Annotated in this window: 21 protein-coding genes and 1 riboswitch; of the genes, 5 read left to right on the top strand and 16 right to left on the bottom strand. The window is 36.0% G+C overall.

Annotation, left to right across the window (positions count from 1 at the left end):
- Window positions 1-6: 6 nt before the first annotated feature.
- From JML65_RS02055 to tsaE, 9 genes are all read right to left on the bottom strand, one after another.
- On the bottom strand, window positions 7-228 hold the full coding sequence (locus JML65_RS02055) for a class I lanthipeptide (protein ID WP_047487795.1): 222 nt from the start codon (window positions 226-228) through the stop codon (window positions 7-9).
- Between the two features lie 7 nt (window positions 229-235).
- Entirely contained in the window at window positions 236-889 is a 654-nt protein-coding gene (locus JML65_RS02050) for a hypothetical protein (protein ID WP_202269748.1), read from the bottom strand.
- A gap of 385 nt (window positions 890-1,274) precedes the next feature.
- Window positions 1,275-3,563 (bottom strand): cation:proton antiporter, encoded by a 2,289-nt coding sequence (locus JML65_RS02045; RefSeq protein WP_047487798.1) that lies wholly within the window; start codon window positions 3,561-3,563, stop codon window positions 1,275-1,277.
- A gap of 98 nt (window positions 3,564-3,661) precedes the next feature.
- Window positions 3,662-4,051 (bottom strand): hypothetical protein, encoded by a 390-nt coding sequence (locus tag JML65_RS02040; RefSeq protein WP_047487801.1) that lies wholly within the window; start codon window positions 4,049-4,051, stop codon window positions 3,662-3,664.
- Window positions 4,052-4,159: 108 nt separating this feature from the next.
- The gene (locus tag JML65_RS02035; RefSeq protein WP_047487803.1) at window positions 4,160-4,870 is read right to left on the bottom strand and encodes a LytR/AlgR family response regulator transcription factor; all 711 of its coding nucleotides are present in this window, start codon (window positions 4,868-4,870) and stop codon (window positions 4,160-4,162) included.
- Window positions 4,845-5,618, bottom strand: a complete 774-nt coding sequence (locus JML65_RS02030; RefSeq protein ID WP_084086149.1) for a sensor histidine kinase — start codon at window positions 5,616-5,618, stop codon at window positions 4,845-4,847. The genes JML65_RS02035 and JML65_RS02030 overlap by 26 nt, the downstream gene beginning before the upstream one ends.
- 19 nt (window positions 5,619-5,637) lie before the next feature.
- Window positions 5,638-6,009, bottom strand: coding sequence for a hypothetical protein (locus tag JML65_RS02025; protein ID WP_115918335.1), 372 nt, complete (start codon window positions 6,007-6,009; stop codon window positions 5,638-5,640).
- Complete coding sequence (locus JML65_RS02020; RefSeq protein ID WP_047487808.1) at window positions 6,009-7,199, bottom strand: alanine dehydrogenase; 1,191 nt, start codon at window positions 7,197-7,199, stop codon at window positions 6,009-6,011. Before JML65_RS02020 ends, JML65_RS02025 begins: the two co-directional genes overlap by 1 nt.
- Before the next feature lie 65 nt (window positions 7,200-7,264).
- Window positions 7,265-7,672 (bottom strand): tRNA (adenosine(37)-N6)-threonylcarbamoyltransferase complex ATPase subunit type 1 TsaE, encoded by a 408-nt coding sequence (tsaE, locus tag JML65_RS02015; protein ID WP_047487811.1) that lies wholly within the window; start codon window positions 7,670-7,672, stop codon window positions 7,265-7,267.
- 323 nt (window positions 7,673-7,995) lie between these two features.
- Here tsaE and dnaG point away from each other — a divergent pair, with 323 nt between their 5' ends.
- A complete protein-coding gene (gene dnaG, locus JML65_RS02010) occupies window positions 7,996-9,981 on the top strand; it encodes a DNA primase (RefSeq protein ID WP_202269747.1) in 1,986 nt (661 codons plus the stop codon).
- A 112-nt stretch (window positions 9,982-10,093) separates the two neighbouring features.
- A complete protein-coding gene (gene clpP, locus JML65_RS02005; RefSeq protein WP_047487818.1) occupies window positions 10,094-10,780 on the top strand; it encodes an ATP-dependent Clp endopeptidase proteolytic subunit ClpP in 687 nt (228 codons plus the stop codon).
- Between the two features lie 87 nt (window positions 10,781-10,867).
- Here the strand turns inward: clpP and JML65_RS02000 are convergent, their stop codons facing one another.
- On the bottom strand, window positions 10,868-11,950 hold the full coding sequence (locus JML65_RS02000; protein WP_237390759.1) for a T9SS type A sorting domain-containing protein: 1,083 nt from the start codon (window positions 11,948-11,950) through the stop codon (window positions 10,868-10,870).
- Window positions 11,951-12,054: 104 nt separating this feature from the next.
- Window positions 12,055-12,247, bottom strand: a riboswitch (cobalamin riboswitch).
- Window positions 12,248-12,505: 258 nt separating this feature from the next.
- Here JML65_RS02000 and JML65_RS01995 point away from each other — a divergent pair.
- Window positions 12,506-13,768, top strand: a complete 1,263-nt coding sequence (locus tag JML65_RS01995; RefSeq protein WP_202269745.1) for an esterase-like activity of phytase family protein — start codon at window positions 12,506-12,508, stop codon at window positions 13,766-13,768.
- A 125-nt stretch (window positions 13,769-13,893) separates the two neighbouring features.
- Here the strand turns inward: JML65_RS01995 and JML65_RS01990 are convergent, their stop codons facing one another.
- The 6 genes from JML65_RS01990 to JML65_RS01965 all read right to left on the bottom strand — a co-directional run bounded on the left by JML65_RS01990 (window position 13,894) and on the right by JML65_RS01965 (window position 19,073).
- Window positions 13,894-14,709, bottom strand: coding sequence for an aspartyl protease family protein (locus JML65_RS01990; RefSeq protein WP_202269744.1), 816 nt, complete (start codon window positions 14,707-14,709; stop codon window positions 13,894-13,896).
- A 130-nt stretch (window positions 14,710-14,839) separates the two neighbouring features.
- Window positions 14,840-15,346 carry a helix-turn-helix domain-containing protein gene (locus JML65_RS01985; protein WP_202269743.1) on the bottom strand — a complete coding sequence of 169 codons (507 nt, stop codon included), beginning with the start codon at window positions 15,344-15,346 and terminating at the stop codon, window positions 14,840-14,842.
- Between the two features lie 805 nt (window positions 15,347-16,151).
- Complete coding sequence (gene tpiA, locus JML65_RS01980; protein WP_047487828.1) at window positions 16,152-16,910, bottom strand: triose-phosphate isomerase; 759 nt, start codon at window positions 16,908-16,910, stop codon at window positions 16,152-16,154.
- Between the two features lie 56 nt (window positions 16,911-16,966).
- Entirely contained in the window at window positions 16,967-17,317 is a 351-nt protein-coding gene (locus JML65_RS01975) for a TerB family tellurite resistance protein (RefSeq protein ID WP_047487831.1), read from the bottom strand.
- A gap of 78 nt (window positions 17,318-17,395) precedes the next feature.
- Window positions 17,396-18,505 (bottom strand): BT_3928 family protein, encoded by a 1,110-nt coding sequence (locus JML65_RS01970; protein WP_047487833.1) that lies wholly within the window; start codon window positions 18,503-18,505, stop codon window positions 17,396-17,398.
- A gap of 1 nt (window position 18,506) precedes the next feature.
- The gene (locus tag JML65_RS01965) at window positions 18,507-19,073 is read right to left on the bottom strand and encodes a DUF1599 domain-containing protein (protein WP_047487836.1); all 567 of its coding nucleotides are present in this window, start codon (window positions 19,071-19,073) and stop codon (window positions 18,507-18,509) included.
- 350 nt (window positions 19,074-19,423) lie between these two features.
- On the opposite strand from JML65_RS01965, the gene folP reads away from it, so the two are divergent.
- Window positions 19,424-20,290, top strand: a complete 867-nt coding sequence (gene folP / locus JML65_RS01960; protein ID WP_237390758.1) for a dihydropteroate synthase — start codon at window positions 19,424-19,426, stop codon at window positions 20,288-20,290.
- Between the two features lie 365 nt (window positions 20,291-20,655).
- Window positions 20,656-21,528 (top strand): branched-chain-amino-acid transaminase, encoded by an 873-nt coding sequence (ilvE, locus tag JML65_RS01955; protein ID WP_202269742.1) that lies wholly within the window; start codon window positions 20,656-20,658, stop codon window positions 21,526-21,528.
- Window positions 21,529-21,698: the final 170 nt, after the last annotated feature.

Raw genomic sequence — 21,698 nt, 5'->3', positions numbered from 1 at the left:
TGTTAATTAGCAGTTACCGCAATCTGCTGTACAGTTTGCTTTTGAACAGTTCATCAGGTGAGTATGCATAAATTTAGACATACATCCGTCTGAACATCCTGCTGTAAACAATCCTAAATCGTCATCAATACCAATGGCTTTACCACCTTTTACTTCAAATAAGCTGTTTTTGCTTAAATTTTGTACGTTCTTTTTTGAAATTGTTAGTTTTTTGTCTGATTTTTTCATGGTAATTTTATTTTAAAAAATGTTGTGTTAATTTGGTGACTCCATGCCAGGCGTTGCCCAAAGCATGCAGCATCTGATCCGGCTCTACTACAAGATAAAACAGAACCACAGGGACTAGAGGAAGCAAACTTAGAAGAATAGCCAAAATAGGGGAAATAAGGTACATCCCGTAAGAATGGCTAAACCTGTTGTTTATATTGCCGGTAATGGCTTTAAAAACAATAAGCATCCTGTCTTTATAATGATAGAGAATTAAGAGATCAAGGAATATATAATAGCTCAGTCTTGATGCAAACCCATTAACCATAGAAGGTTCCATAAAGGTGATATCCATGATTAAAATATTGAAAGCAATAGGTAAAAAAAGAAGAGCTCCTATAATTACAGTTTTATTATAGAGAAGCAAAGCTCCACATAACGTCTGACAAATTCCGATGATGATCTTAAATGGATTGTGGTCGAATAAATACCACATTACTTTAAAAAGACTGAGGTCTTTAATGGGTTTATTCAATTCTTCACCGGAAATACCAAATTGTCCGTCATCGAAAAATTTAGCATATCCGAAAGATAAGAACTGCCATGCAAGCAGAACTCTACAGATCAGAATAAAATAGTCCCAATGCTTACTCGCAAAAGTCTTTTTAATTGTGGTAGTCACGATGGTTATTAGAAGTTTTTTTAAATATATGCTAAAATTTTGAAACAGACATGCGAATTGTATGAGAAAAATTAATATTTATTGATTGATTTGTAAAAAGTGATCGAGGTGGATTGAGTTTAAAAACCTTTGTTTTAGGGATTTTTTTAATAATATTTCTACTTTTATCAGTTGTTTTTTTTTATTTCACAAAACAGGGTGTTTTTTCTTTTTTATGCAGAAATTAAGAAGATAAATTCATTCAAAAAAAAGAAATCGGCAGTATTTCTTGGATGAATACTGCCGATTATATAGCCTTATATATACTATTGCGCTTATTTTTAACTTGGGATTATCAATAGAGCCGCTATTCAGATGTAGAAAAGTATATGGCTAATCAGACTGTTTAAGGGTTTGAGATAATTAAAGTAGAAGGAATATCAGACAGCCATAAACTTTTGGTGTCAATCAGGTTTTTCCAGCTTTTGCTGCTGATAAGCATCAGATCCTGTGAGTTGAGGAATTCCTTCTCGATCCTCTTTTCATTATAGAGGGTGATATGGTTAGGAGCTACCTGTTCAATACTTCTGATAAGCTCCTTTACTTCAATATTGTTTCGGATCTGCCCTGCAGCATCCAGAATAATAACCTGTGAGTTATTATTATTGATCAACCTTTTAGCATATTCAAGCAGGTAAAAATCACTAAGGTTGAATATGGGTACAAATATCTTATCAGCTGCTGTAAATTCTTTGTCAACGAGAACACCTACAGGGATGGTTGCTTTGTCCAGCACCTGAAGGGTCAGGTCGTCGAAAGGAGAGGTATTGAAAATATTACCTTTTCCTTTTACGGTGTTTAATAATTTTTCGGGATTGATGATTTTTGTGGTAAACCCTAATAATCTACCGAGTAAACTTCCTTCATACATGGATTTTCCGAGCATGATAAGAAGAAGATCATAATTTCCTTTATTGGTAATATTGGTAAGGTCACTTTCAACATCTGTGGAAGCTTTGAACAGGGTAGTGACTTCAAGCTGAAGCTCGTGAGAAGTTTCAATTACATTTTTAAACTGTTCTTTTTCGAAGTTTTCAATATCAAAGGCATGAAGTTCGTCAACAGGAGCAATAGTCATGGCGGTAACACTTTTGTTACCATTCATTTTATGGGTGAAATTATCTGCAAGCCTCAATAGTTTACTTCCAGCTTTTGCCGTTTCGAAAGATAAAAGAACTCTATATTTTGCATCATTATGTTCCTCTTCATCATCTTCTACCATTGATTTTTTTCCTTTAAAAACATAATTGATGAAATCAAGGCACGGACCTGTCATAAAAGTGGTAAATAATGCCATGATAACCAATAAAGCAAATAATTCCGGACCTAAAACACCCAAATCATAACCAATATTAAGCACAATAAGCTCTGTTAATCCTCTGGTATTCATCAGAGCCCCTATCGTAAGACTGTCTTTCCAGCTCATTTTTAAAAATTTTGCCGTCAGTGCACTTCCCACGAATTTTCCCGTAACAGCGGTTAGAATGATGAGTCCACCAATTTTCCATAGATGAACATCGTTCAGTAAGCCGATCTGAGTTCTTAATCCGGTAAATACAAAGAAAAGAGGAAGTAAAAGAACCAATGCCACATCTTCTACTTTTTCTATGAAAAGATTTCTGAATTTTACATTTTCAGGCATGATGGCACCTGCCATAAATGCCCCGAACAGTGCATGGATTCCAATAACTTCCGTAGCATATGATGAGATGATTAATACCAGGAAAAATATAGCTACCAATCCTTTACTGATAAAACCTTTTCCTTTCTGTGATTCGGCAATTTTGGTGAGGAACGGTCTTACCGCCTTTATCATAATGAAAACATATAGAATAGCCATTAAAATAACAAATACGGATCCTGAAAATGATCCTGCTTTTACAATGGCAATCACTGCTGCTAAAATACACCATGCTGTAATATCATCAGCTGCGGCGCAGGTAATAACAACGGTTCCTATTTTTGTTTTATGGAGATTTCTTTCCTGAACAATTCTGGCCAATACAGGAAATGCTGTAATACTCATGGCAATAGCTATAAACAATGCGAATGAGCTGAACTGAATTCCATCAGGTGCAAATTCTTTATAAATAAAATAAGAAAGACCTACTCCCAATGCAAAAGGGATAATAATACTGGCATGACTGATTACTACGGCATCATGTGCTTTTTTTCTGAGAACACTAAGGTCAAGCTCCATTCCTACAATATACATAAAGAGAATTAGCCCGATCTGGCTTAGAAACTGTAAGTTGGGTAATGATTCTTTTGGAAAAATAAATGCTGAAAGTTCCGGAAAATATAATCCGAAAAGAGAGGGCCCCAGAACAATACCGGCTATCATCTCTCCGATAACAGATGGCTGTTTCAGTTTTATGCAAACCCACCCAAAAAGTTTTGCTACCAGAATAATGGTCACAATCTGGGCTAGAAGAAGAGCCAAAGGATGATGAAGATTAGTGAGGAATGAATCTGTAAAATTTTCCCACATGGTAGAGCCTGTAGATTTGGCCGGGGTAATATTCTCTCCAATTTCCAATGTTTTTCCTTCTACAAAAAACCAATACATAAGGCATGAAAAAAATGCAATTGTACTGATGTAAAAAATAATATTTTTATATTTCCCCAAATTCATGATTCCTAAATTTTGATGCAAAGTTGATAAGAATATACTTATATTGAAATACCCTTGTTTTTAAAATGTAATGAATGTTCTAAAAAATGTAATAAAATCTATTTGAACGAATATCCTACACCGATTCCTATTTTCCAGTTTCCGTCCTGATCTGCCGTTTTAGCATTATAATAAACAGGAAGTTGAAAGGCAATTTTTTTATAAACCATTGTAAGACCTGCACCCAGGGTAGGCATAACAGGGCTGTTTTTGGTTCCGGGTGATCGGTCTTCCTTAATTCTCAGCGAGGGAAGCATTCCCATAACAAATTTTATATGCTTGTGAGTAAGGCTTAGATTAGGCCCCGTAAAATTGATAAATGCCCCATGATCTACATATCCGGCTACGGCAACTCCATCAAAAAAAGATGCTTTAATGGTTGAATTGCCTTCCTGAGAAAAACACAAACCGGATATGAGAACTCCTGCAGCATACATGAAATTTTTCATTATAAAATCAATTAATTCGCAGTAAAAGTACAAGGATTACCGGCTGAAAAAGGACGGCTGTAATAAAGGGTTTGTATTCTGTAATGAAACCGTAAAGATTTGGAAGGTTTATTTTCCGAACAGTTCCATTAATGAGCTTTTATAGGCTTCGCCAATCTGAAGTTTGAGAAAATTATGGTCTTCTGTAGAGATGGTACTGATAATTTCATTAGTGGAAAATACCTTGATAGAGGCCAGTGCGATAATTTCTTTTTTATTGACCTGTGCAAAATCTTTTGCAGGGAGCATTTCCAGCAGATTTTTAAAGTTCAGGTTTTTCAGAACGATCGTAGTTCCGTCATTGAGGGTGATGTCTTTATCCCGGCTGTCTATTTCTGATGTTTTGATGTAAGCAATTTGTTCAGTAAATATGACTGTTTTTCCGATATTGGTATTCCATTCGATGAAGGCTTTTTTAGGAGGAGTTTCCACCAGTTCTTTAGCTTTTTCGAAGGCCTGGATCAGACGTTCTTTTTTGATAGGCTTTCTCACATAATCCACTACATTAAGGTCAAAAGCTTCAGCAGCATATTCTTTGTAAGCTGTTGTAAAAATGATTTTTTTTGAATCTGAGATAAGCTCTGCCACCTGGAGACCTGTCATTCCGGGCATTTCTATATCCAGAATACACAGATTACAGTCGATATGATCAATTTCGTTCAGGAAAATTTTAGGGTCGTTGAATGCTTTTACCACCTCTACATTTTCGATTTGTTCACATAGAAGTTTCAGGTAGCTGATCGCTAACAGCTCATCATCCAGAATAACGCATTTTATCATAGAATTCTCCTAAATTGATTTTTAATTCTGCTGTGAAGATACCATTTTTTGAACTTCTTTCCAGTTGGTAGTAGGTACTGTAAATCATTTTAAGCCTTTGATCTAAAGACTGGCTTCCAAAACCGCTTTTTTCTTTTGTCAGACTGTTTTTTAAAGATGCTTTATTGCTGACTTTCATCGTAAACATCCCATTTTCAAGCTCTAGATAAATGGAAATAAAGGAATCTTGGGCCAGGAAATCGGTATGCTTGAACGCATTTTCTATAAGGTCAACGGAAATGAGCGGAGCAAATACTTTTTCCTCATATACAGAATCTGTTTTATTGATCCTGGATTTAATCCTGAAATCGAAAAGAGGATTTATTTTGATCTTATTGATTTCAATAAGGCTTAGGGCAAAGTTCAGCTCTTCTTTTGGACTTACGAATTTATTATTGCTTTCGTATAAAATATAATCCAGAACATTAGCCAGTTTATCCAGAGACATATACGTCTGGTAGGCATGTGACTGAACTGAATTGAGGATGTTTTTAAAAAGATGGGGGTTCAGTTTGGTACCAATATGTTCAAGACGAACCTCATTCAATCGCTGTTCAATGATTTTATTGCTTTCTGATAACTTGGTATTTTTCTGTTTCAGTTTTTGATTCTGGCTGAAGAGATAAATACTGGTGGTTAAAAAAAAGAAAATGGCAAAAACTCCGATGAATATCAGATAGTCATGAATCATGTAGTAATTGCCTTCCATAGAACCGTATTGTTGAAAGCTATTTAAGTTTTTTCAGACTGTTTACTGTCATTGTCTCTTCACATTTTTCAAAGCCAATCTCATACTTAGGATTTTTTTCAGGATAAGTGATAATATATGTCGGACATGGCTTTTGCTGTGCATTGCTTCGGTCAAAATCTACCTTCCCCTGAGTAATGATACTGTCTTTGATAAACTTTTCATCAATCTTATTGATGGCCATTGCATTTTTAACCTCTTCAGAATATTTGAATTCTTTTGAAAGGGTTTCTGCGATGACACGGCTGTTAGGCAGATAACCGCTACAGCTGGCTCCCTTTTTGTTTAAAATAAAGAATACAAGAATGAGCCCCGGAATGAAGCCTATTAAATAAAATTTAAATTTTTTCATTAGAAAATTAAAAGATTGATATCGTGGTACGTAAGTCCGAAACGGTCACAGATGATCTTTTTGGTATGTCTTCCTTTATACATATATAAACTCTGCTTCATTTCATTTTTGCGGATCAGCATATTTTCAAAACCACCTTCTTCATCATAATTCAGAATATAAGAAAGGAAGAAATTCGAAATTGCTTTTGTTGTGGTCCTCGGCATTCTCGATGTAAGGTTGGGTAACCCACAATGAATGACACCATGTTTGATGATATACGGATCTTCCATAGTGGTAAGCTCCGATGTTTCGATAACCTTGCCGTTATCTATAGTAATATCAATGATGACACTGCCTTTTTTCATTTTCATGACCATATCCTCAGTAACGATAGGGGTCATATTTAATCTTGGAAGAGCTCCAATAACTACATCAGCACGTCTTAAACTTTTGCTGAGTTCTTTAGGATCGATGATAGAAGTTGGAACACGGCTGTCAACAATAGTGTGAAGCCTTCTTAATTTGGATAATGAGTTGTCAAAAACTTTGACACTGGCTCCTAAACCAATGGCTGCTTTTGTTGCAAACTCACCCACAATTCCGGCTCCAAGAACTACGACTTCAGCAGGCCTTACTCCTGTAATCCCTCCAAGCATTAAACCATTAGATAAGGCTAATAATTCTGAAGCATATAAAATAGAAACAGATCCTGCAATCTCACCAATAAGTCTTACCAGGGCCAGCTGTTTGTATTCATCAACAATAAATTCAAAAGCAATGGCATTTATTTTTTTCTCGGCAAGTTTTAAGAAGTATTCTTTTTCCCTAAGATTGATCTGAAGTGCTGACACCAAATAGGTATTGGGCTTCATAAATTCAATTTCATCTTCGGTAGGAGGGTTAACCTTTAAAATAAGATCCTGTCCGAAGGCTTCTTTGGGATCATTAGTGATCCTCGCCCCGGATTCAGAATACTGTAAATCCGTAAAAAATGATCCTTGTCCGGCTCCAGATTCTATGATAATCTCATGGCCGTGCTCTACCAGCACCTGTACTGCGTCCGGAGTAATGCAGGTTCTCCTTTCATTTAAACAGGTTTCTTTAGGAATTCCAATACTGAATTGTTTCCCTTTTTTTATAACTTCCAATTTTTCCTCTTTCGGCATCAATTCTTCTTCTGTGAAAGGAGTAAAAATATTTGTACTCATCCTTTAAATTATGTCTTACAGATTATTATTTTAATACTGATTTAAGAAGCAAAGATACATAATATTTAATCGAATGAAACTTCTCTTTGTTCACCTGTATTCAGGATGCTCATTGTGTGGTACTTGAGCCCGTAAAGCTCCTCTTCATAGACTTCAGGCCATTCAATGATGCACAAAAAAGAGTTATCCAGATATTCTTCAATACCAATATCATAGACTTCTTCAACGTTTTTTAAGCGATACAGATCAAAATGGTATACTTTTCCTTTTGAAGTATTGTATTCATTGACAATAGAGTAAGTAGGAGAGTTGACCTCATCCTCACTTCCCAGGTTTTTAAGCAAAAACTGAGTGAAAGTAGTTTTTCCGGCTCCCAGATTTCCTTTAAGCAAAAGAATATTATGTTTTAATTCAGGAAAAATAGTATCCACAACTTCCTGCCAGTCTTCGATGGTATGTATAGTGAACTGCATAGGTTAATTTGCTACAAAAATAATGAAATTTAAGTTTGAGAAAGTGAGGGAAAGGAATAAATATTAGATGTTAGCCAGGTAGGAGGTAGGTTTGGATATTGATAAAGAGTCATGAGTTAAGAGTTATGAGTTGAGATGTCATACATTATACATCCGACATTATACATTATACAGGAACAAGTATCTTAGACCTCTGATCCTGAAACCCGCACCGCGAATCCCACCTCACGTAACCCCGAATCTCAAACCCCGTACCCATGAGACTCTCAAACTCTCCGGGGTAAAAGCTTCCAGTTTCTATATAAAATACTTATTTTTACATCATGATTTCTAAGCAGACGATAGATAAAATATTCTCCACAATCAGGGTAGAAGAGATTGTGGGTGAGTATGTGCAGTTGAAAAGGGCAGGATCTAACTTTAAAGGGCTAAGCCCGTTTCATGAAGAGAAATCTCCAAGTTTTGTAGTTTCACCAAGTAAACAGATCTGGAAGGATTTCTCAACAGGCAAAGGAGGTACAGCCATCTCTTTCCTGATGGAAATTGAAAATTTTACTTATCCTGAAGCACTTCGCCATGCAGCCAAGAAGTACGGAATTGAAATTGAAGAAGATCTGCGTGAAATTTCCGAAGAAGCCAAGCATGCGCAGACAGAAAAAGACCTTCTGTATAAAATCCATGAAGTGGCTAATAATTATTTTCAGGAAATCCTTTGGGATGCTGAAGATGGAAGAAGCATAGGGCTGGCTTATTTTAAGGAGCGTGAGCTTAGAGATGATATCATCAAGAAATTCCAGCTGGGATATTCCCCCGAAAAGAAAAATGCTTTTACAGCCTATGCCGAGGAAAAAGGATATTCTAAAGAAATTCTGGAGAAATCGGGACTTTCTATTTTCCCTGAAAATGCTCCGGCGGGAATAGACCGCTTCCGGGAAAGGGTTATCTTTCCGATTCACAGTTTTTCAGGAAGGGTTTTAGGTTTTGGAGCCAGAATTCTTAAAAGCAATGTCAAAACAGCCAAATATCTCAATTCCCCGGAAACAGAGATCTACCATAAATCGAATGTTCTTTACGGACTAAACCAGAGCAAGCAGGCCATTTCGAGAAAGAATACCTGTCTTTTGGTGGAAGGATATATGGATGTGATTTCACTTCATATGTCCGGGATTGAAAACGTGGTAGCCAGTTCCGGAACTTCCCTGACGACGGAGCAGATTAAGCTGATTAAAAGGCTGACGGAAAATGTAACCATTCTTTTTGATGGTGATAATGCTGGAATTAAAGCCAGTTTCCGAAGCATTGATATGCTTTTGACGGAAGGTATGAATATCCGTGTACTGCTTTTCCCGGATGGAGATGATCCCGATTCTTTTGCCCGAAAACATCCACAGGACTACGTTGAAAAATACATCGAAAATGAAGCGATGGATTTTATCGATTTTAAGGCTGAGATCCTGTTAAAAGATGCCGGTACCGATCCTATCAAAAAAGCTGAGGCAATACGGAATATTGTAAAGTCGGTTTCTTTTGTTCAGAACGCACTGAAAAGGGAAGTCTATCTTAAGGAAGTATCCAATAAATTTGGTCTTTCTGAGCAGAGTCTTTTCAACGAACTTGACGTTCAGAAACAGATCACACAGAACCAGACCCATCATGTTCAGCAACAGCAGAAAGAAAGTGCCCCTCCGAAGATGGAGATTGTGCCTTTGGATAAGGATAAAGAAGATCCTTTCCTGTATGATGTTCTGTTTATGGAGAATAAGCTGGTGGATCATATGCTGATGTTTGGAGATATTGTTCTGAAAAGGACAACTGATAACAATGAGGAGTATCAGATCACTGTTATTGAAGAAATCCTTCACCATTTTGAAGAAGAACAATATATATTTTTAGTAAAAGAAAATGAAATTATCATTAATCAGGTAAGAGAAGGGATTCAAAAGGAAGAGCTCAGAAGTGGAAACTTTTTTGTATCTTTTATGGACGAAGACATTACCACAAAGGTTGTTGACGCGTTGATTCCTCTCGATGATCTGGAAAACTGGGCGTCGAGAAATATTTATCCTCCCAATTATGGTGATAAAGTGGCAGATCAGGTAAGAGGTGATGTATTATTGCATAAATACAGGTATATTGATTATCTGATAAAAGAGACGGCAAAAGAACTGGATCAGTACAGCGATAATGATGAGACTAAATACTATGATCTGATTAAAAAAATTACCCTGCTGAAACAGGCTTCCATACGGTTGAGCGCTATTATTGAGTATTCGCCGATTAAAGGGATCTATGGCGGCAGAAATAGATAGTTTATGGACAGATATATTCCTGTTCTGTGACAAAAAGTCTCATAAAATTTTAGGAATAAATATTGTAATTTAAACTTCGAGAATATTTGTTAAAATAATACATAATAGAAATATGGACATTAAAAAGGACTTCAGAGATTTCTCTGTAAAACATTTAGGAAACAGCGGTTTGGTTACCGATCAGTATATGGGAATGTATGGCCCAACGAATCTTACACCGTACATCATGGAAGAAAGAAGATTAAACGTTGCTCAGATGGACGTTTTCTCACGTTTGATGATGGACAGGATTATCTTTCTGGGAACAGGAATTGACGATCAGGTAGCCAATATTGTTACGGCTCAGCTTTTATTCTTAGAAAGTGCAGATCCGTCAAAAGATATTCAGATCTATATCAACTCTCCGGGAGGTAGTGTTTATGCCGGATTAGGAATTTATGACACCATGCAGATCATTAAGCCTGATGTAGCAACAATCTGTACAGGTATGGCTGCTTCAATGGGAGCTGTATTATTAGTAGCTGGAGAAAAAGGAAAACGTTCTGCTCTTAAGCATTCAAGAGTAATGATTCACCAGCCTTCAGGAGGTGCACAAGGGGTTGCTTCTGATATGGAAATCAACTTAAGAGAGATGTTGAAATTAAAGCAGGAGCTTTATGAGATCATCGGACATCACTCAGGACAAACTTATGAGTGGGTTGAAAAATCGTCTGACAGAGACTACTGGATGACTTCTGAAGAAGCTAAAGGCTACGGAATGGTAGATGAGGTTTTACAGAGATCAACAGAGAAAAAATAATCGATGCTGGAAATCGGAAAAAACGCACCAATACGGTGCGTTTTTTTGTTTTATCATTGTATGAAAAAGCATTTCATATATGATGTGCTATTTCTTGATGATCTTGTGGATGGTTGAAATATTTGCTGTTTTCATCTCAACAAAATAAATTCCGGCAGCCAAAGAATGAATATCAATCTTTGTGGATTGGGAAGTGATTACTTTTTGACCTAAAGAAGAATAGATATTGATTTCCGTATATTTTTCAGGAGATTCAATCTGAATAAAATGACTCGCCGGGTTAGGATGAATACTGAATTTTTTCTTTGTGGCAGAAGAAACACCTAATGTGGAATCGGCTGCTTCCGTAGGGGTAAATGGTCTTCTCTGTCCGAAGCTTATACCCATCCAGTCATTATTGGCTAGCTGAATCTGAGAAAGTTCAGACTTCTTTTGCCAGCTTGAGAGGTCTTTACCTTTATATAATTTCCAACTGTCTGCTCCTGTGGCATTTCCTGTAAAATTATTCAATGACAGAGCAGAAATCTGGCTGTTTGATGAGGTAAAATTAAAATAAGAGGCTTGAGACTGGATCAGTTGTAAGGCCTCCTCAGCAGTGATGCTTCCGTTATATTTAATTCCAAACACAAAAGAATCTGGATTTCCGTTTGACTGATTCGTACCAAAATCAATCACTACCAAACTTTTATTGGTTCCTGTTCCTATCCAGTTGGTGATTTGCGAAGATGCATACCATTGAGAGCTGTAAGCGGGTACAGGAGTAGATGGCGGAGTGTCAATCTGGATATCATCAGATCCATAGGTAATACCAAACCATAGCCCGTCTGTTAAAGTAACAGAACCTGCACCATTATTGTTATTAGACATATTTTCCGCACTTGGTCCGAACCATGGTATCCAGTAATCATCTGTGCCTGGAGCATGGTGGTTATATTTGAAACTGTAAAGAAATCCTGAAAGAATATCAGCTTCCATTTTAGGCTCTGCCGCAACAATAGCATTGATCATGTCTTCTGCCATTAGATTATCACCGTCAAAACGATATCCCCATGCATAAGAAGTAGGAGAATTAGGATCGTTGAAATCTGCAATGAAATAGGCCTTCTTTGAACCTGTTCCTACCCAAAACTTAATGTCGTTCTCTGTAAATTGGGCTGACAAAAACTGCATAAAAAGCAGTAAGAAAAAAAAATAGATTTTTCTCATGATATAATTAAATTAAAGTTTTATTCCCGAAACTTACCTACAGGATTAGTGGCTATACTCACGATCCCTGAAGTGGCAATGGATAAGGCAGGTCTCCTGGCTTGCATCCTATAGCACACCTTCCCGGATCAGGAATCCAGTGGTCGTATTGTGCTATAAGTAAAACAGCTTACAGTTGCGGGTACAGCTCAAGAATTGAGTTTTATTCTCACTTGATTCCCTATTAATGAACAGTGTTCAACCTTAAAACGCTGCAAATATATCATATAAATTTTTGTATCCTGTTTTGTGAATTATATTCCAGTTTTTATATTTCTCCTGAAGTTGAATAGCTTTTAAAGCTATGTTTTTTTGAATTGATAATTAAATTAAAGATCTAGTTAGGTTTTCAGATTGAAACCGAAAGTTTTATTGTTTATATTAAATTCATTTTCATGGTTCCATTGTTAAAATACAATTATCATTATATTCAAGATCAGTTTACAATCAATTTATATTTTCGCAGCCATAAAAGAGAATATGAAAAGACTGCTACTATCTGCATTTGTGTTAACGGCGCTGGCATCCTGTAAAGATGATGACACCACCAGTAACCAGGAGATTAATTATTCTAAGCTTCCACAGGAATTTGCTTTTTCAAAATTGGCTACTATCAACGGAGTAGATGTGATCAACGGAGGATTTGGATCCGGAGCAGCGGCCCATCCTACAAGAAAAGGAGAATTCTATGTCATTACAGACCGTGGTCCGAATACAGACTACTTAAGCGGTAAAAAATTTCTTGCCCCTAATTTTACCCCAACGATTATGCATTTTAAGATCAATGCTGAAGGTAATATTGAGGTCATTCAATATATTAAACTTAAAAATCCGGCAGGGCAGCCTATCACAGGACTTCCAAATCCTATAGGAATGGGGAGTACCGGTGAAGTAGCTTATGATGCTTCAGGAAATGTGTTAGGAACAGATAAATATGGTCTGGACAGTGAAAGTATTGTTGCCGCTCCAGATGGAACATTCTGGGTTTCTGATGAATATGGTCCGCATATCGTTCATTATAGTGCAGAAGGGGTAGAAATGGAAAGGATAAGCCCGATTGGAGTGAATACGGGAACAAGAAAACTCCCTGCAGTTTTAGCCAAAAGAAGGGCCAACAGAGGTATGGAAGGACTTTGTATCACTCCGGATGGAAGAACGCTGATAGGAACAATACAGTCGATGATGCTGGTTCCCACTAAAGCATTGGCAACCAATACCACGTTAACAAGGATTGTAACATTCGATATTATCACAGGGCAGACGAAACAGTATTTATACAAACAGGATGGCGGAGCTTCTGATTCGGTTTGTGATATTACTGCATTAAGTAATAATGAATTCCTGGTGATTGAAAGAGATGGAAATTTCGGAACACAGGGAGGAATAAAAAAAGTTTACAGAATCAATGTATCCGGAGCTACAGACGTCAATGGAACGGATCTGGCAGCGGTAGACGGAATGAAAATTAATAATAAAGCTTTGGAACAGAGTACCTGGGATGAGATTACGAATGCCGGAATAAAGCCTGTTTCTAAAAGCCTTGCAGTAGATCTCGTAGCGAAACTGGGCTATGAGCATGATAAGTTTGAAGGGATTGTTTATTTAGGAAATAACAAACTGGCTGTTTTCAATGATGATGATTTTGGAGTGGTAGATGATGGAAACGGAAACCCTAAAGCCAAAATTCTTCCTAAAACAGGGAAGGTAGACAAAGGAACGATGTATGTAGTCGATATTCAATAATTAGATTTTTTTTAAAGAAAACGGCGGAATCGAAGATTCCGCCGTTTTTATGATCTCTGTATGAATAATTATCAATATAAATTACTAATTTTTTAAGTGAAAAAGATATTATTTTTCTGTTTATTTTACTGAGCCCAAACTTTATGGTTTTTAAAGTCAATCGTGAAAATATATTTACAAATGGTTTCAAAATTGAGCACACCATCATAAATAATATCCCTTGTAAATGATCTTGAACTGAATGTTTTTTTGCCAATAATAAATTGACTCTCAGAATTCATATCATCTTTGTCCTTCGATAGCTTCCAACTTTTGGCTGTTTCTGTAGATAAAAGCATGGGGCCACTATTTCCAGAATCAAAAAGAAACCAGTATGATTGATTGTCTCTTGGAATATTCAAAAAAATATTGAGTTCAGTAGCTTCCAGTCCATTGGCAAATCTGCTGGGAATAAGACTTTTTCCTTGCATTGCTTTTTGTGATGAAGAATGATTCTCTATAATGATAGTATTGTTGGCGAGGTTGAGAGTCAGGATGTGGGTAGCAAATGATTTTAATGAGATAACACCGTCTATTTTAGAGAATTCTTTGGGTAAAATAGTCATGATATCAAAAACACCGACTGTTGGATGGTCTATTTTTGTAGAACCTATAGTAATGGAAATACCATCTGATTTTTGAGATTTAATAATTTCTCCACTCATTCTAAATCCTGTTGAACTCCCATATATATTTTTATTAAAATACTTTGCTATTTCTGGAGAAATAATAGTTTCTGCTCCACCGGTATCAAACAGAAAATTGTATTTTTTTCCTTCAATAGAAACCTCTACAGTTTTCATGTTTTCAATATAAGGTTTTAGCCTTATGGTATCCTGTCCGAATCCCCAGATATTTGCCCCTAAAAATAGTATGCTGAAAAATATTTTCTTTGTTTTCATAATTCTTTTTTGTTTACTCTGTGAGACAAAAATCGTCTCTGTTTTATAGTGGACAAATTTGAATTATTATCTTATGAAAAGCGACCGATTTTAAAAAGTCGAACCAAATAAAAAGAAATAAAGTGTTCGACTAATCGGTCTTATAGAATGTATTTCTATATTCTGTGGGAGTTAAAGCAGTGTGCTTTTTAAAAGCAGTGTTAAATGATGATTTTGAATTAAAGCCAACCTGATATAAAATTTCTAGAACCGTAGAATCTTTTTTAGAATGTTTTTTTAATAATTCCATTGCATTTTCAATACGATAGGTATTTACAAAATCAAAAAAATGCTGTTTCATATTTGAATTAATCAGAATAGATAATTCTCGGGTTGGCATATTCATTTGTGTTGCGAGACTTTGCATTGTAAGAGCCGGATCTAAGTATGGTTTTTTTTCTGTCATGTATGTGTTAAGTAATTCAATTTGCAAATTAACGTTGCTGTTATCTATATTTTGTTTGCCCTCTGATCTGGTTTTGGGCTCAGTTTTATTTTTAAAATCATTTATTAATTGTAACTGAGGATCAACTCCCCGGAAAAATTCAGGATATTTTAATGCTTTTAAGACAAACCAGCTGGTGAAAAGTAATGCCATGATTTCCAGAAATCCATTAATGACAGTTAGTAGTTGATGCTCATCTGTATATCTCAATATATTTTTAAATGTTGCAAAATAATGGACAACCATAAAAAACAAAGTTAGTTGAAACAACCATTTAAAGACTAAATTGGAAGAATAAGACTGGTTTTCGAGATAGATGCTTCGGGTTCTTTTCAACACTGTAAAAGTAGCAATGATATATAGTAAATACTGGATTTCTATCAAATATTGAAAAATGATCATTTCAAGGGTCTGATGATGATGTTTGAAAAAATATTTTTTTTCAATATCATCTGTCCAATAGATTCCAGAAGCTAATATGAGATTGATAATAACAAAAGGTATGAGATGCAAAAGCTGTTTTCTTTTTAATTGAAAATCTTCATAGCAAAGTGATAAGACATATAAATAGAATAGCGGTATATTCAATAAAATGATAGTCCATCTAAAGATCTCTAGATTGGGAAGTAAGCTAAGGATAGGTTCAGAAATGAAGACTCCACTTACGTCAAGAGCAGTCAGAAAAAGATATCCTGCAAAAAGTTGATTGGGGAACTTTTTATTGGACTTTAAAGTCAATAAAAACAAAATAAGAAGGAACAATATAAAAACAGATATGATGGCGATCGTTTTTAAAAAATCCATTTATTTAATATTAAGTGACCTATTTGAAAAAAATAAAAATCCTGGGATTTGTTTATTTTCTATTTTGGAGTGGATCAGTTTTTATGAAAAATCAAAACGAATAAGTTGCTGTAAAAAAGGACATCGAGATGTCCTTTTTTACAGCATAAATATATTAATTAAAAGCTTCAATAATCTTAGAGAAATCCTCCAGTTTTAAAGCTGCACCACCGATCAGACCTCCGTCGATATCAGGTTGAGAGAAAATCTCCTTAGCATTGTCAGGTTTTACAGAACCTCCATAAAGGATAGAAACCTCATCTGCAACTTCCTGTCCGTATTTTGCAGCAATGATACTTCTGATGTGTGCATGGATTTCCTGAGCCTGTTCCGGGCTTGCCGTTTCTCCTGTTCCAATAGCCCAAACCGGTTCATAAGCAATCACTACTTTCTTGATTTCTTCAGCGGAAAGAGTGAAAAGTGCTACTTCAGTCTGGTTTTTTACAACCTCAAAGTGTTGTCCTGCTTTTCTCTGCTCAAGGGTTTCTCCGTTGCAGTATACAGGAATAAGACCTTTGTCAAGGGCTAATTTGATTTTTCTGTTACAGTGAGAATCTGTTTCTCCGTGATACTGTCTTCTTTCAGAGTGACCGATCAGTGATCCCGTTGCATCAATGGATTCCAGCATATCTACAGAAATCTCACCCGTATAGGCACCACTTTCATGCTCGCTCACATCCTGAGAGAATACTCCGATCTCATCCTTTTCAAAGATGTCTTTTGCCATCATTAAGTATAAAGCCGGTGGAGCAATCCAAACCTCACAGTTTGTTGTATTGTTGTTTTTATAGCTTAGTAACTGAATCATTAATTGTTGTGCATCAATTACATTTTTGTTCATTTTCCAGTTTCCTGCAACTATTTTTCTTCTCATAAGATTTATTTATTTTACTTTTTAATTTCTTGATTTATTTGCTTTTTGAAGATATTTTAAGCCAATCCCCATAAGTTTTTCAGAAGGACATAGAAGGTATGCTCTTCTTCTGTCACCTTATTGTCTGCTTTGATCAATGATTTTGCAAACTGAACAAATTTTAGTCGCTCATCTTCGGTAGAATCATCAAGGAAGCATCTTCCATGAAATTCAAAGTGATCTTTCCATTCTTCAGGCTGTAAAAGAGCAAGAGTATCAAGCTCATTGTCCAGGTTCATTCTGAATGGAAATTCATCAGCCAGATATTGCTGTACAAGCATTCCTTCTTCAGGAGCAAACTCTCCGTCTACAGAAGAAAGGATCATTAATAAGTGATATCCGGCGATAGATTTATTTGATTTTTGCATGTGTTGTTGAATATTTTAGTGTTTAAAGATGGTCGTTGATAGTGATCAATGCTCAATCTATCACCTCCCATTTATATTTTATTGTATATAATCTTTTGCTGGGATTTTGTTTACTATTCTTCCGTTTTTCAGGATCAGTACAAAAGGGTTACTTCTAGCAATGGTTTTGATAGCCGTTCCATCCATCATTGCATTTTTGATGGTTTTAAAGGTATTCTGATCCGTTGAAACTCCATAGATAAGAACTCCTTTTTCAGCATTTACTTTGGCTTCCACTTTCTGAAGAAGATCTGCAGAAACCTCCTTTGGATGGTAAGAAAATACTAAGATAGCTTTTGGAGCCTTAATGATCTCCTCAGTAAGCTCCATTCCTGTTGGATCTTCAATCTTAAATTTAACGATTTCAGACTTATAGCCTTCTTTTACCAGGACAGATTCATTTTTTCCTTCCTCTATCTTCCATGGAGAACCTTCTGCCCAGTATTTTGTTTCTTTAATATAATCATCCTGATTGACCTTTAAAACCTCCCCGGTTTTTTGGTTTTTCAGAGAATAAAAAGTCTTATATTCAGAAGGGTTTTTGTTGATTTTTTCTTTTTCGGCTTTCAGATCGGTTCCCACTTTGTAATCACGGAAATCAATGATCGGCTCATGCATGATTCCCTGTGCCATAATGTAAATCATAACCAAAGAAAAAGCGCCTAGAATAATGTATCTGAATTTTCCCGAGTTCTTCTGTGGAGTACTGCTATACTCATCCTTTTTACGGAATTCTTTTCTATACAGGACAAATACAATAATCAGTCCTATCAAAAGGGCAACATCCTTAAAGAAGCTCTGCCATGGTGTAAACTTAATGGCATCTCCAAAGCATCCACAATCCGTTACTACATTGAAATAGGCGGAATAAAAAGTAAGAAACCCAAAGAACACACAAAGGGCTATCAATAAAGACAAGGTTAATTTAAGCTTTAATTTAAGCAGAAGCATAAATCCAAGGAAAAGCTCCAGTACAACAACTATAATTGAAAACAGCAGTGCAAATTTTTCAAAAAACGGCATATTGAAAACAACAGGTGAGAAATATTCTTCCATTTTGAAAGAAAAACCTACCAGATCCACAGCTTTTACAAAGCCTGAAAGGATAAAAATGACTGCAATAATAAAGCGTAATAAACCTTTGATCATATTAAATAGTTTTGGGTTCGAATTGTTTTTCTTGTTCAGAGAACTTGATCAGACAGAAAACAGCATAGTTCAGCATATCGAAATAATTGGCATCTAAGCCTTCAGAAACGATAGTTTTTCCCTGATTATCTTCAATCTGTTTAGTTCTCAGTACCTTTTGATAAATTAAATCTGTAATCGAAGAGATTCTCATATCTCTCCATGCCTCACCATAATCATGATTCTTTCTTTCCATTAATGCCTTAGCTTCATTGGAATATTTGTCATACAGACCAAGAATTTCTTCTTTATTTTCGTTAAAATCATTGGAAAGACCTTTCTCAAGCTGAATAAGGCCTATTATAGAATAATTTACAATAGCAATAAATTCATCTTCCTCACTTTCATCCACCATTTTTTTATCGGTCATCTGAAGCGTACGGATTCTGTTGACTTTGATATAAATCTGATCCGTAATGGAACTCGGTCTCAAAACCCTCCATGCGGCACCATAATCCTGTAATTTTTTACCGAAAAGATCACGACACTGACTGATAACTTTCTCGAATTGTACTGACGTTTTTAGCATAAATTTTCTTAATCTTCCAAATATACGAATTAGCTTTTAGGTAGCAGAATTTTTGGTAAGAGAGTTTGATGGGGCGGGGTTCGTGATTCGGGGTTCGTGATGTGGGGTTTCGGGTTCGGGGATGCGAGTGATAAGGTTTAATGGTAAATATTCTCCCACTTATATCTGATGTCTGGCATCTTGATTCTTGGTTCTTGGCTCTTGATTCTTAATTCTTTGCTGAAAAAAATCACCTACAGTTACTACCTCACTTGTCTGATATCTTACATTTGCAATATCTTTATTACTCTCAAATCCCAATTAGTTCTTAATTTTGCAGTATACAAAACCATTTATCATCCCATTACGCTATGCTTTCAGATTCTCAAACACCCCAACCTGTAAATGCTCAACCTTATTCAATAAACTGCAACGGTCGGTTAGTACAGCTGGATACTCCAAAGATCATGGGAATCCTGAACCTCACTCCGGATTCTTTTTCTGATGGGGGACGGTTCAATACTGAAAAATCAGCATTGGAACAAGCCGGAAAACTGTTGAATGAAGGAGCTGAAATTATAGATATTGGCCCACAATCTACACGCCCGAATGCTGAGTTTCTAAGCAGCCAAGAGGAAATAAAAAGGATAGGAAATATAATCTCTCAGATTAAAAAAGAATTTCCTGAAGCCTTGGTTTCTCTTGATACTTTTTATGCAGAAACGGTAAAATTTGGGTTCAGCGAAGGCATTGATATGATTAACGATATTTCAGGAGGGCAGTATGATGAAAAAATGTTTGATACAGCCGCTGAGACAAAGCTTCCTTACATTCTGATGCATGTCAATCCGTCTTATGAAACGATGCATGATAAAATCAGGTTTGAAGACATAACATTGGAGGTCAACCGGTATTTTTCAGAAAAGATCAATACACTCCTGGAAAAAGGTGTCAGTGATATTATTCTTGACCCTGGTTTTGGTTTTGGAAAAACAGTGGAAGATCAGATGAAAATGATTGATGAAGTTGAATATCTTGGATTTAGAAAATTTCCTTTATTGATAGGGATTTCCAGAAAATCATTCATCTATAAACCGCTTGGGAAGTCTCCCCTGGATATCAATGAAGAAACCCAGAAACTTCACATGAAAGTATTGGAGCAAGGGGCAAAGATTCTACGGGTTCATGATGTAGCGGAGGCCAGGGAAACCCTCCTGCAATTTTTACAGAAAAAATAAAAAGTGTTAAAAAAAACTTGTGAGGAATTAAAAAATTTATACATTTGCAACATGAATTTTACGAATCAGGAAAATATTATTGTCATTTCTATTATTGCTGTTGTCATTAACAACAGTAAGGAAGCGGCATTTTAAATAGATTTTAATTTATATTATATACAAGCCGTTTCATTTGAAGCGGCTTTTTTTATTTTAATTTTTTATTGTACAAAGTATGTATCAGTTATTAGCAGTAATTATTATCGTCATTATTATTCCCTTGCGTCTGTGAGAAGGAAAGTGTATGACTGTACATATATGAAGCCCTCTCACAACGTGAGAGGGCTTTTTTTATTCCCATTTTTAATTTTTTAAACCTCTATAGCATGTATTACAACGACGACACTGTCATCTATTTTGACGGGAAATTCATGAAAGCGAAGGACGCAGGAATGGATCTTTACGGACAATCACTTCACTACGGATATTCTGTTTTTGAAGGGATTAAATCCTACACTACAGATCAAGGAACCAGAATTTTTAAAGCGAAAGAGCACTACGAAAGATTAAAAAGATCAGCTGAGCTCATGCATATTCCGTTCGAATATTCAGTAGAGCAGCTTACTGATCTTACGTATGAACTTCTGGAACGAAACGGATTTTCAGACGCTTACATCCGCCCGTTGGTTACCTGCTCTCCCAATATGTCTCTTTCAAAAGGTAAAAAATCTTATCTGTCTTTATTAGCCTGGGAGTGGAATAACGGTTATCTGGCAGATAAAATGAAAATCATGACTTCAGAATTTCAACGCCCGAATCCCAAAGCTTTTAAGGTAGAAGCTAAGGTAGGAGGTCATTATGTAAACTCTATTCTGGCTTGTCAGGATGCTAAAGATAAAGGCTATGATGAGGCCCTGGTATTGGATGAAAACGGAAATGTTGCCGAAAGCTCGGGCGCTAATGTTTTTTATGAAAAAGACGGAATACTATTTACTCCGGCCAAGGGAAGCATTCTTCCGGGGATTACACGGCAAACCGTAATGGAGATCTGTAATGAACTCAATATTCCTGTACGGGAAACATTCTTTAAACCTGAAGAAATGAGGGGGGCTGATGCCGGCTTTTTCTGTGGTACTGCTGCAGAAATTGTAGCTCTGGATTCATTGGATGACGTCCCTTTCACGAAAGATTGGAAAGCTACAGCAAGTGAAAAGGTACAACAGGCTTATTTGAAAAGGGTAAGAGTTCTGTCATTGTAAATGTTATGGATTTAAAATGCTGATTTTCAGTAATATGAATCTGTTTTCCAAACAGTTGAATATTGTAGTTTTCAGAAAAGTTGAAAATGAAAACGATATTACAAGCTGTAGTTTTGGGTCAAAATTAAGTAAAAACATCTTTTATGAATTCCGGAGAAAGCAAGGGACAA

This window comes from Chryseobacterium sp. KMC2 (assembly GCF_016756935.1).
GTDB classification, from domain to species: Bacteria; Bacteroidota; Bacteroidia; order Flavobacteriales; family Weeksellaceae; genus Chryseobacterium; species Chryseobacterium rhizosphaerae.
This window is presented reverse-complemented; position numbering and strand designations above follow the sequence as displayed.

Coding starts and splice junctions, on each gene's coding strand:
- tsaE (WP_047487811.1), bottom strand. CDS start 7,672: ATGCAGTTCACTATACATACCATCGAAGACTGGCAGGAAGTTGTGGAT.
- tpiA (WP_047487828.1), bottom strand. CDS start 16,910: ATGAGAAGAAAAATAGTTGCAGGAAACTGGAAAATGAACAAAAATGTA.
- JML65_RS02025 (WP_115918335.1), bottom strand. CDS start 6,009: ATGAAAAAATTTAAATTTTATTTAATAGGCTTCATTCCGGGGCTCATT.
- JML65_RS02020 (WP_047487808.1), bottom strand. CDS start 7,199: ATGAGTACAAATATTTTTACTCCTTTCACAGAAGAAGAATTGATGCCG.
- JML65_RS02040 (WP_047487801.1), bottom strand. CDS start 4,051: ATGAAAAATTTCATGTATGCTGCAGGAGTTCTCATATCCGGTTTGTGT.
- folP (WP_237390758.1), top strand. CDS start 19,424: ATGCTTTCAGATTCTCAAACACCCCAACCTGTAAATGCTCAACCTTAT.
- JML65_RS02045 (WP_047487798.1), bottom strand. CDS start 3,563: ATGAATTTGGGGAAATATAAAAATATTATTTTTTACATCAGTACAATT.
- JML65_RS02055 (WP_047487795.1), bottom strand. CDS start 228: ATGAAAAAATCAGACAAAAAACTAACAATTTCAAAAAAGAACGTACAA.
- ilvE (WP_202269742.1), top strand. CDS start 20,656: ATGTATTACAACGACGACACTGTCATCTATTTTGACGGGAAATTCATG.
- JML65_RS01995 (WP_202269745.1), top strand. CDS start 12,506: ATGAAAAGACTGCTACTATCTGCATTTGTGTTAACGGCGCTGGCATCC.
- JML65_RS01985 (WP_202269743.1), bottom strand. CDS start 15,346: ATGGCATTACTTTTCACCAGCTGGTTTGTCTTAAAAGCATTAAAATAT.
- JML65_RS01965 (WP_047487836.1), bottom strand. CDS start 19,073: ATGCTAAAAACGTCAGTACAATTCGAGAAAGTTATCAGTCAGTGTCGT.
- clpP (WP_047487818.1), top strand. CDS start 10,094: ATGGACATTAAAAAGGACTTCAGAGATTTCTCTGTAAAACATTTAGGA.
- JML65_RS01975 (WP_047487831.1), bottom strand. CDS start 17,317: ATGCAAAAATCAAATAAATCTATCGCCGGATATCACTTATTAATGATC.
- JML65_RS02030 (WP_084086149.1), bottom strand. CDS start 5,618: ATGGAAGGCAATTACTACATGATTCATGACTATCTGATATTCATCGGA.
- JML65_RS01990 (WP_202269744.1), bottom strand. CDS start 14,709: ATGAAAACAAAGAAAATATTTTTCAGCATACTATTTTTAGGGGCAAAT.
- dnaG (WP_202269747.1), top strand. CDS start 7,996: ATGATTTCTAAGCAGACGATAGATAAAATATTCTCCACAATCAGGGTA.
- JML65_RS01970 (WP_047487833.1), bottom strand. CDS start 18,505: ATGATCAAAGGTTTATTACGCTTTATTATTGCAGTCATTTTTATCCTT.
- JML65_RS02035 (WP_047487803.1), bottom strand. CDS start 4,870: ATGATAAAATGCGTTATTCTGGATGATGAGCTGTTAGCGATCAGCTAC.
- JML65_RS02000 (WP_237390759.1), bottom strand. CDS start 11,950: ATGCAGTTTTTGTCAGCCCAATTTACAGAGAACGACATTAAGTTTTGG.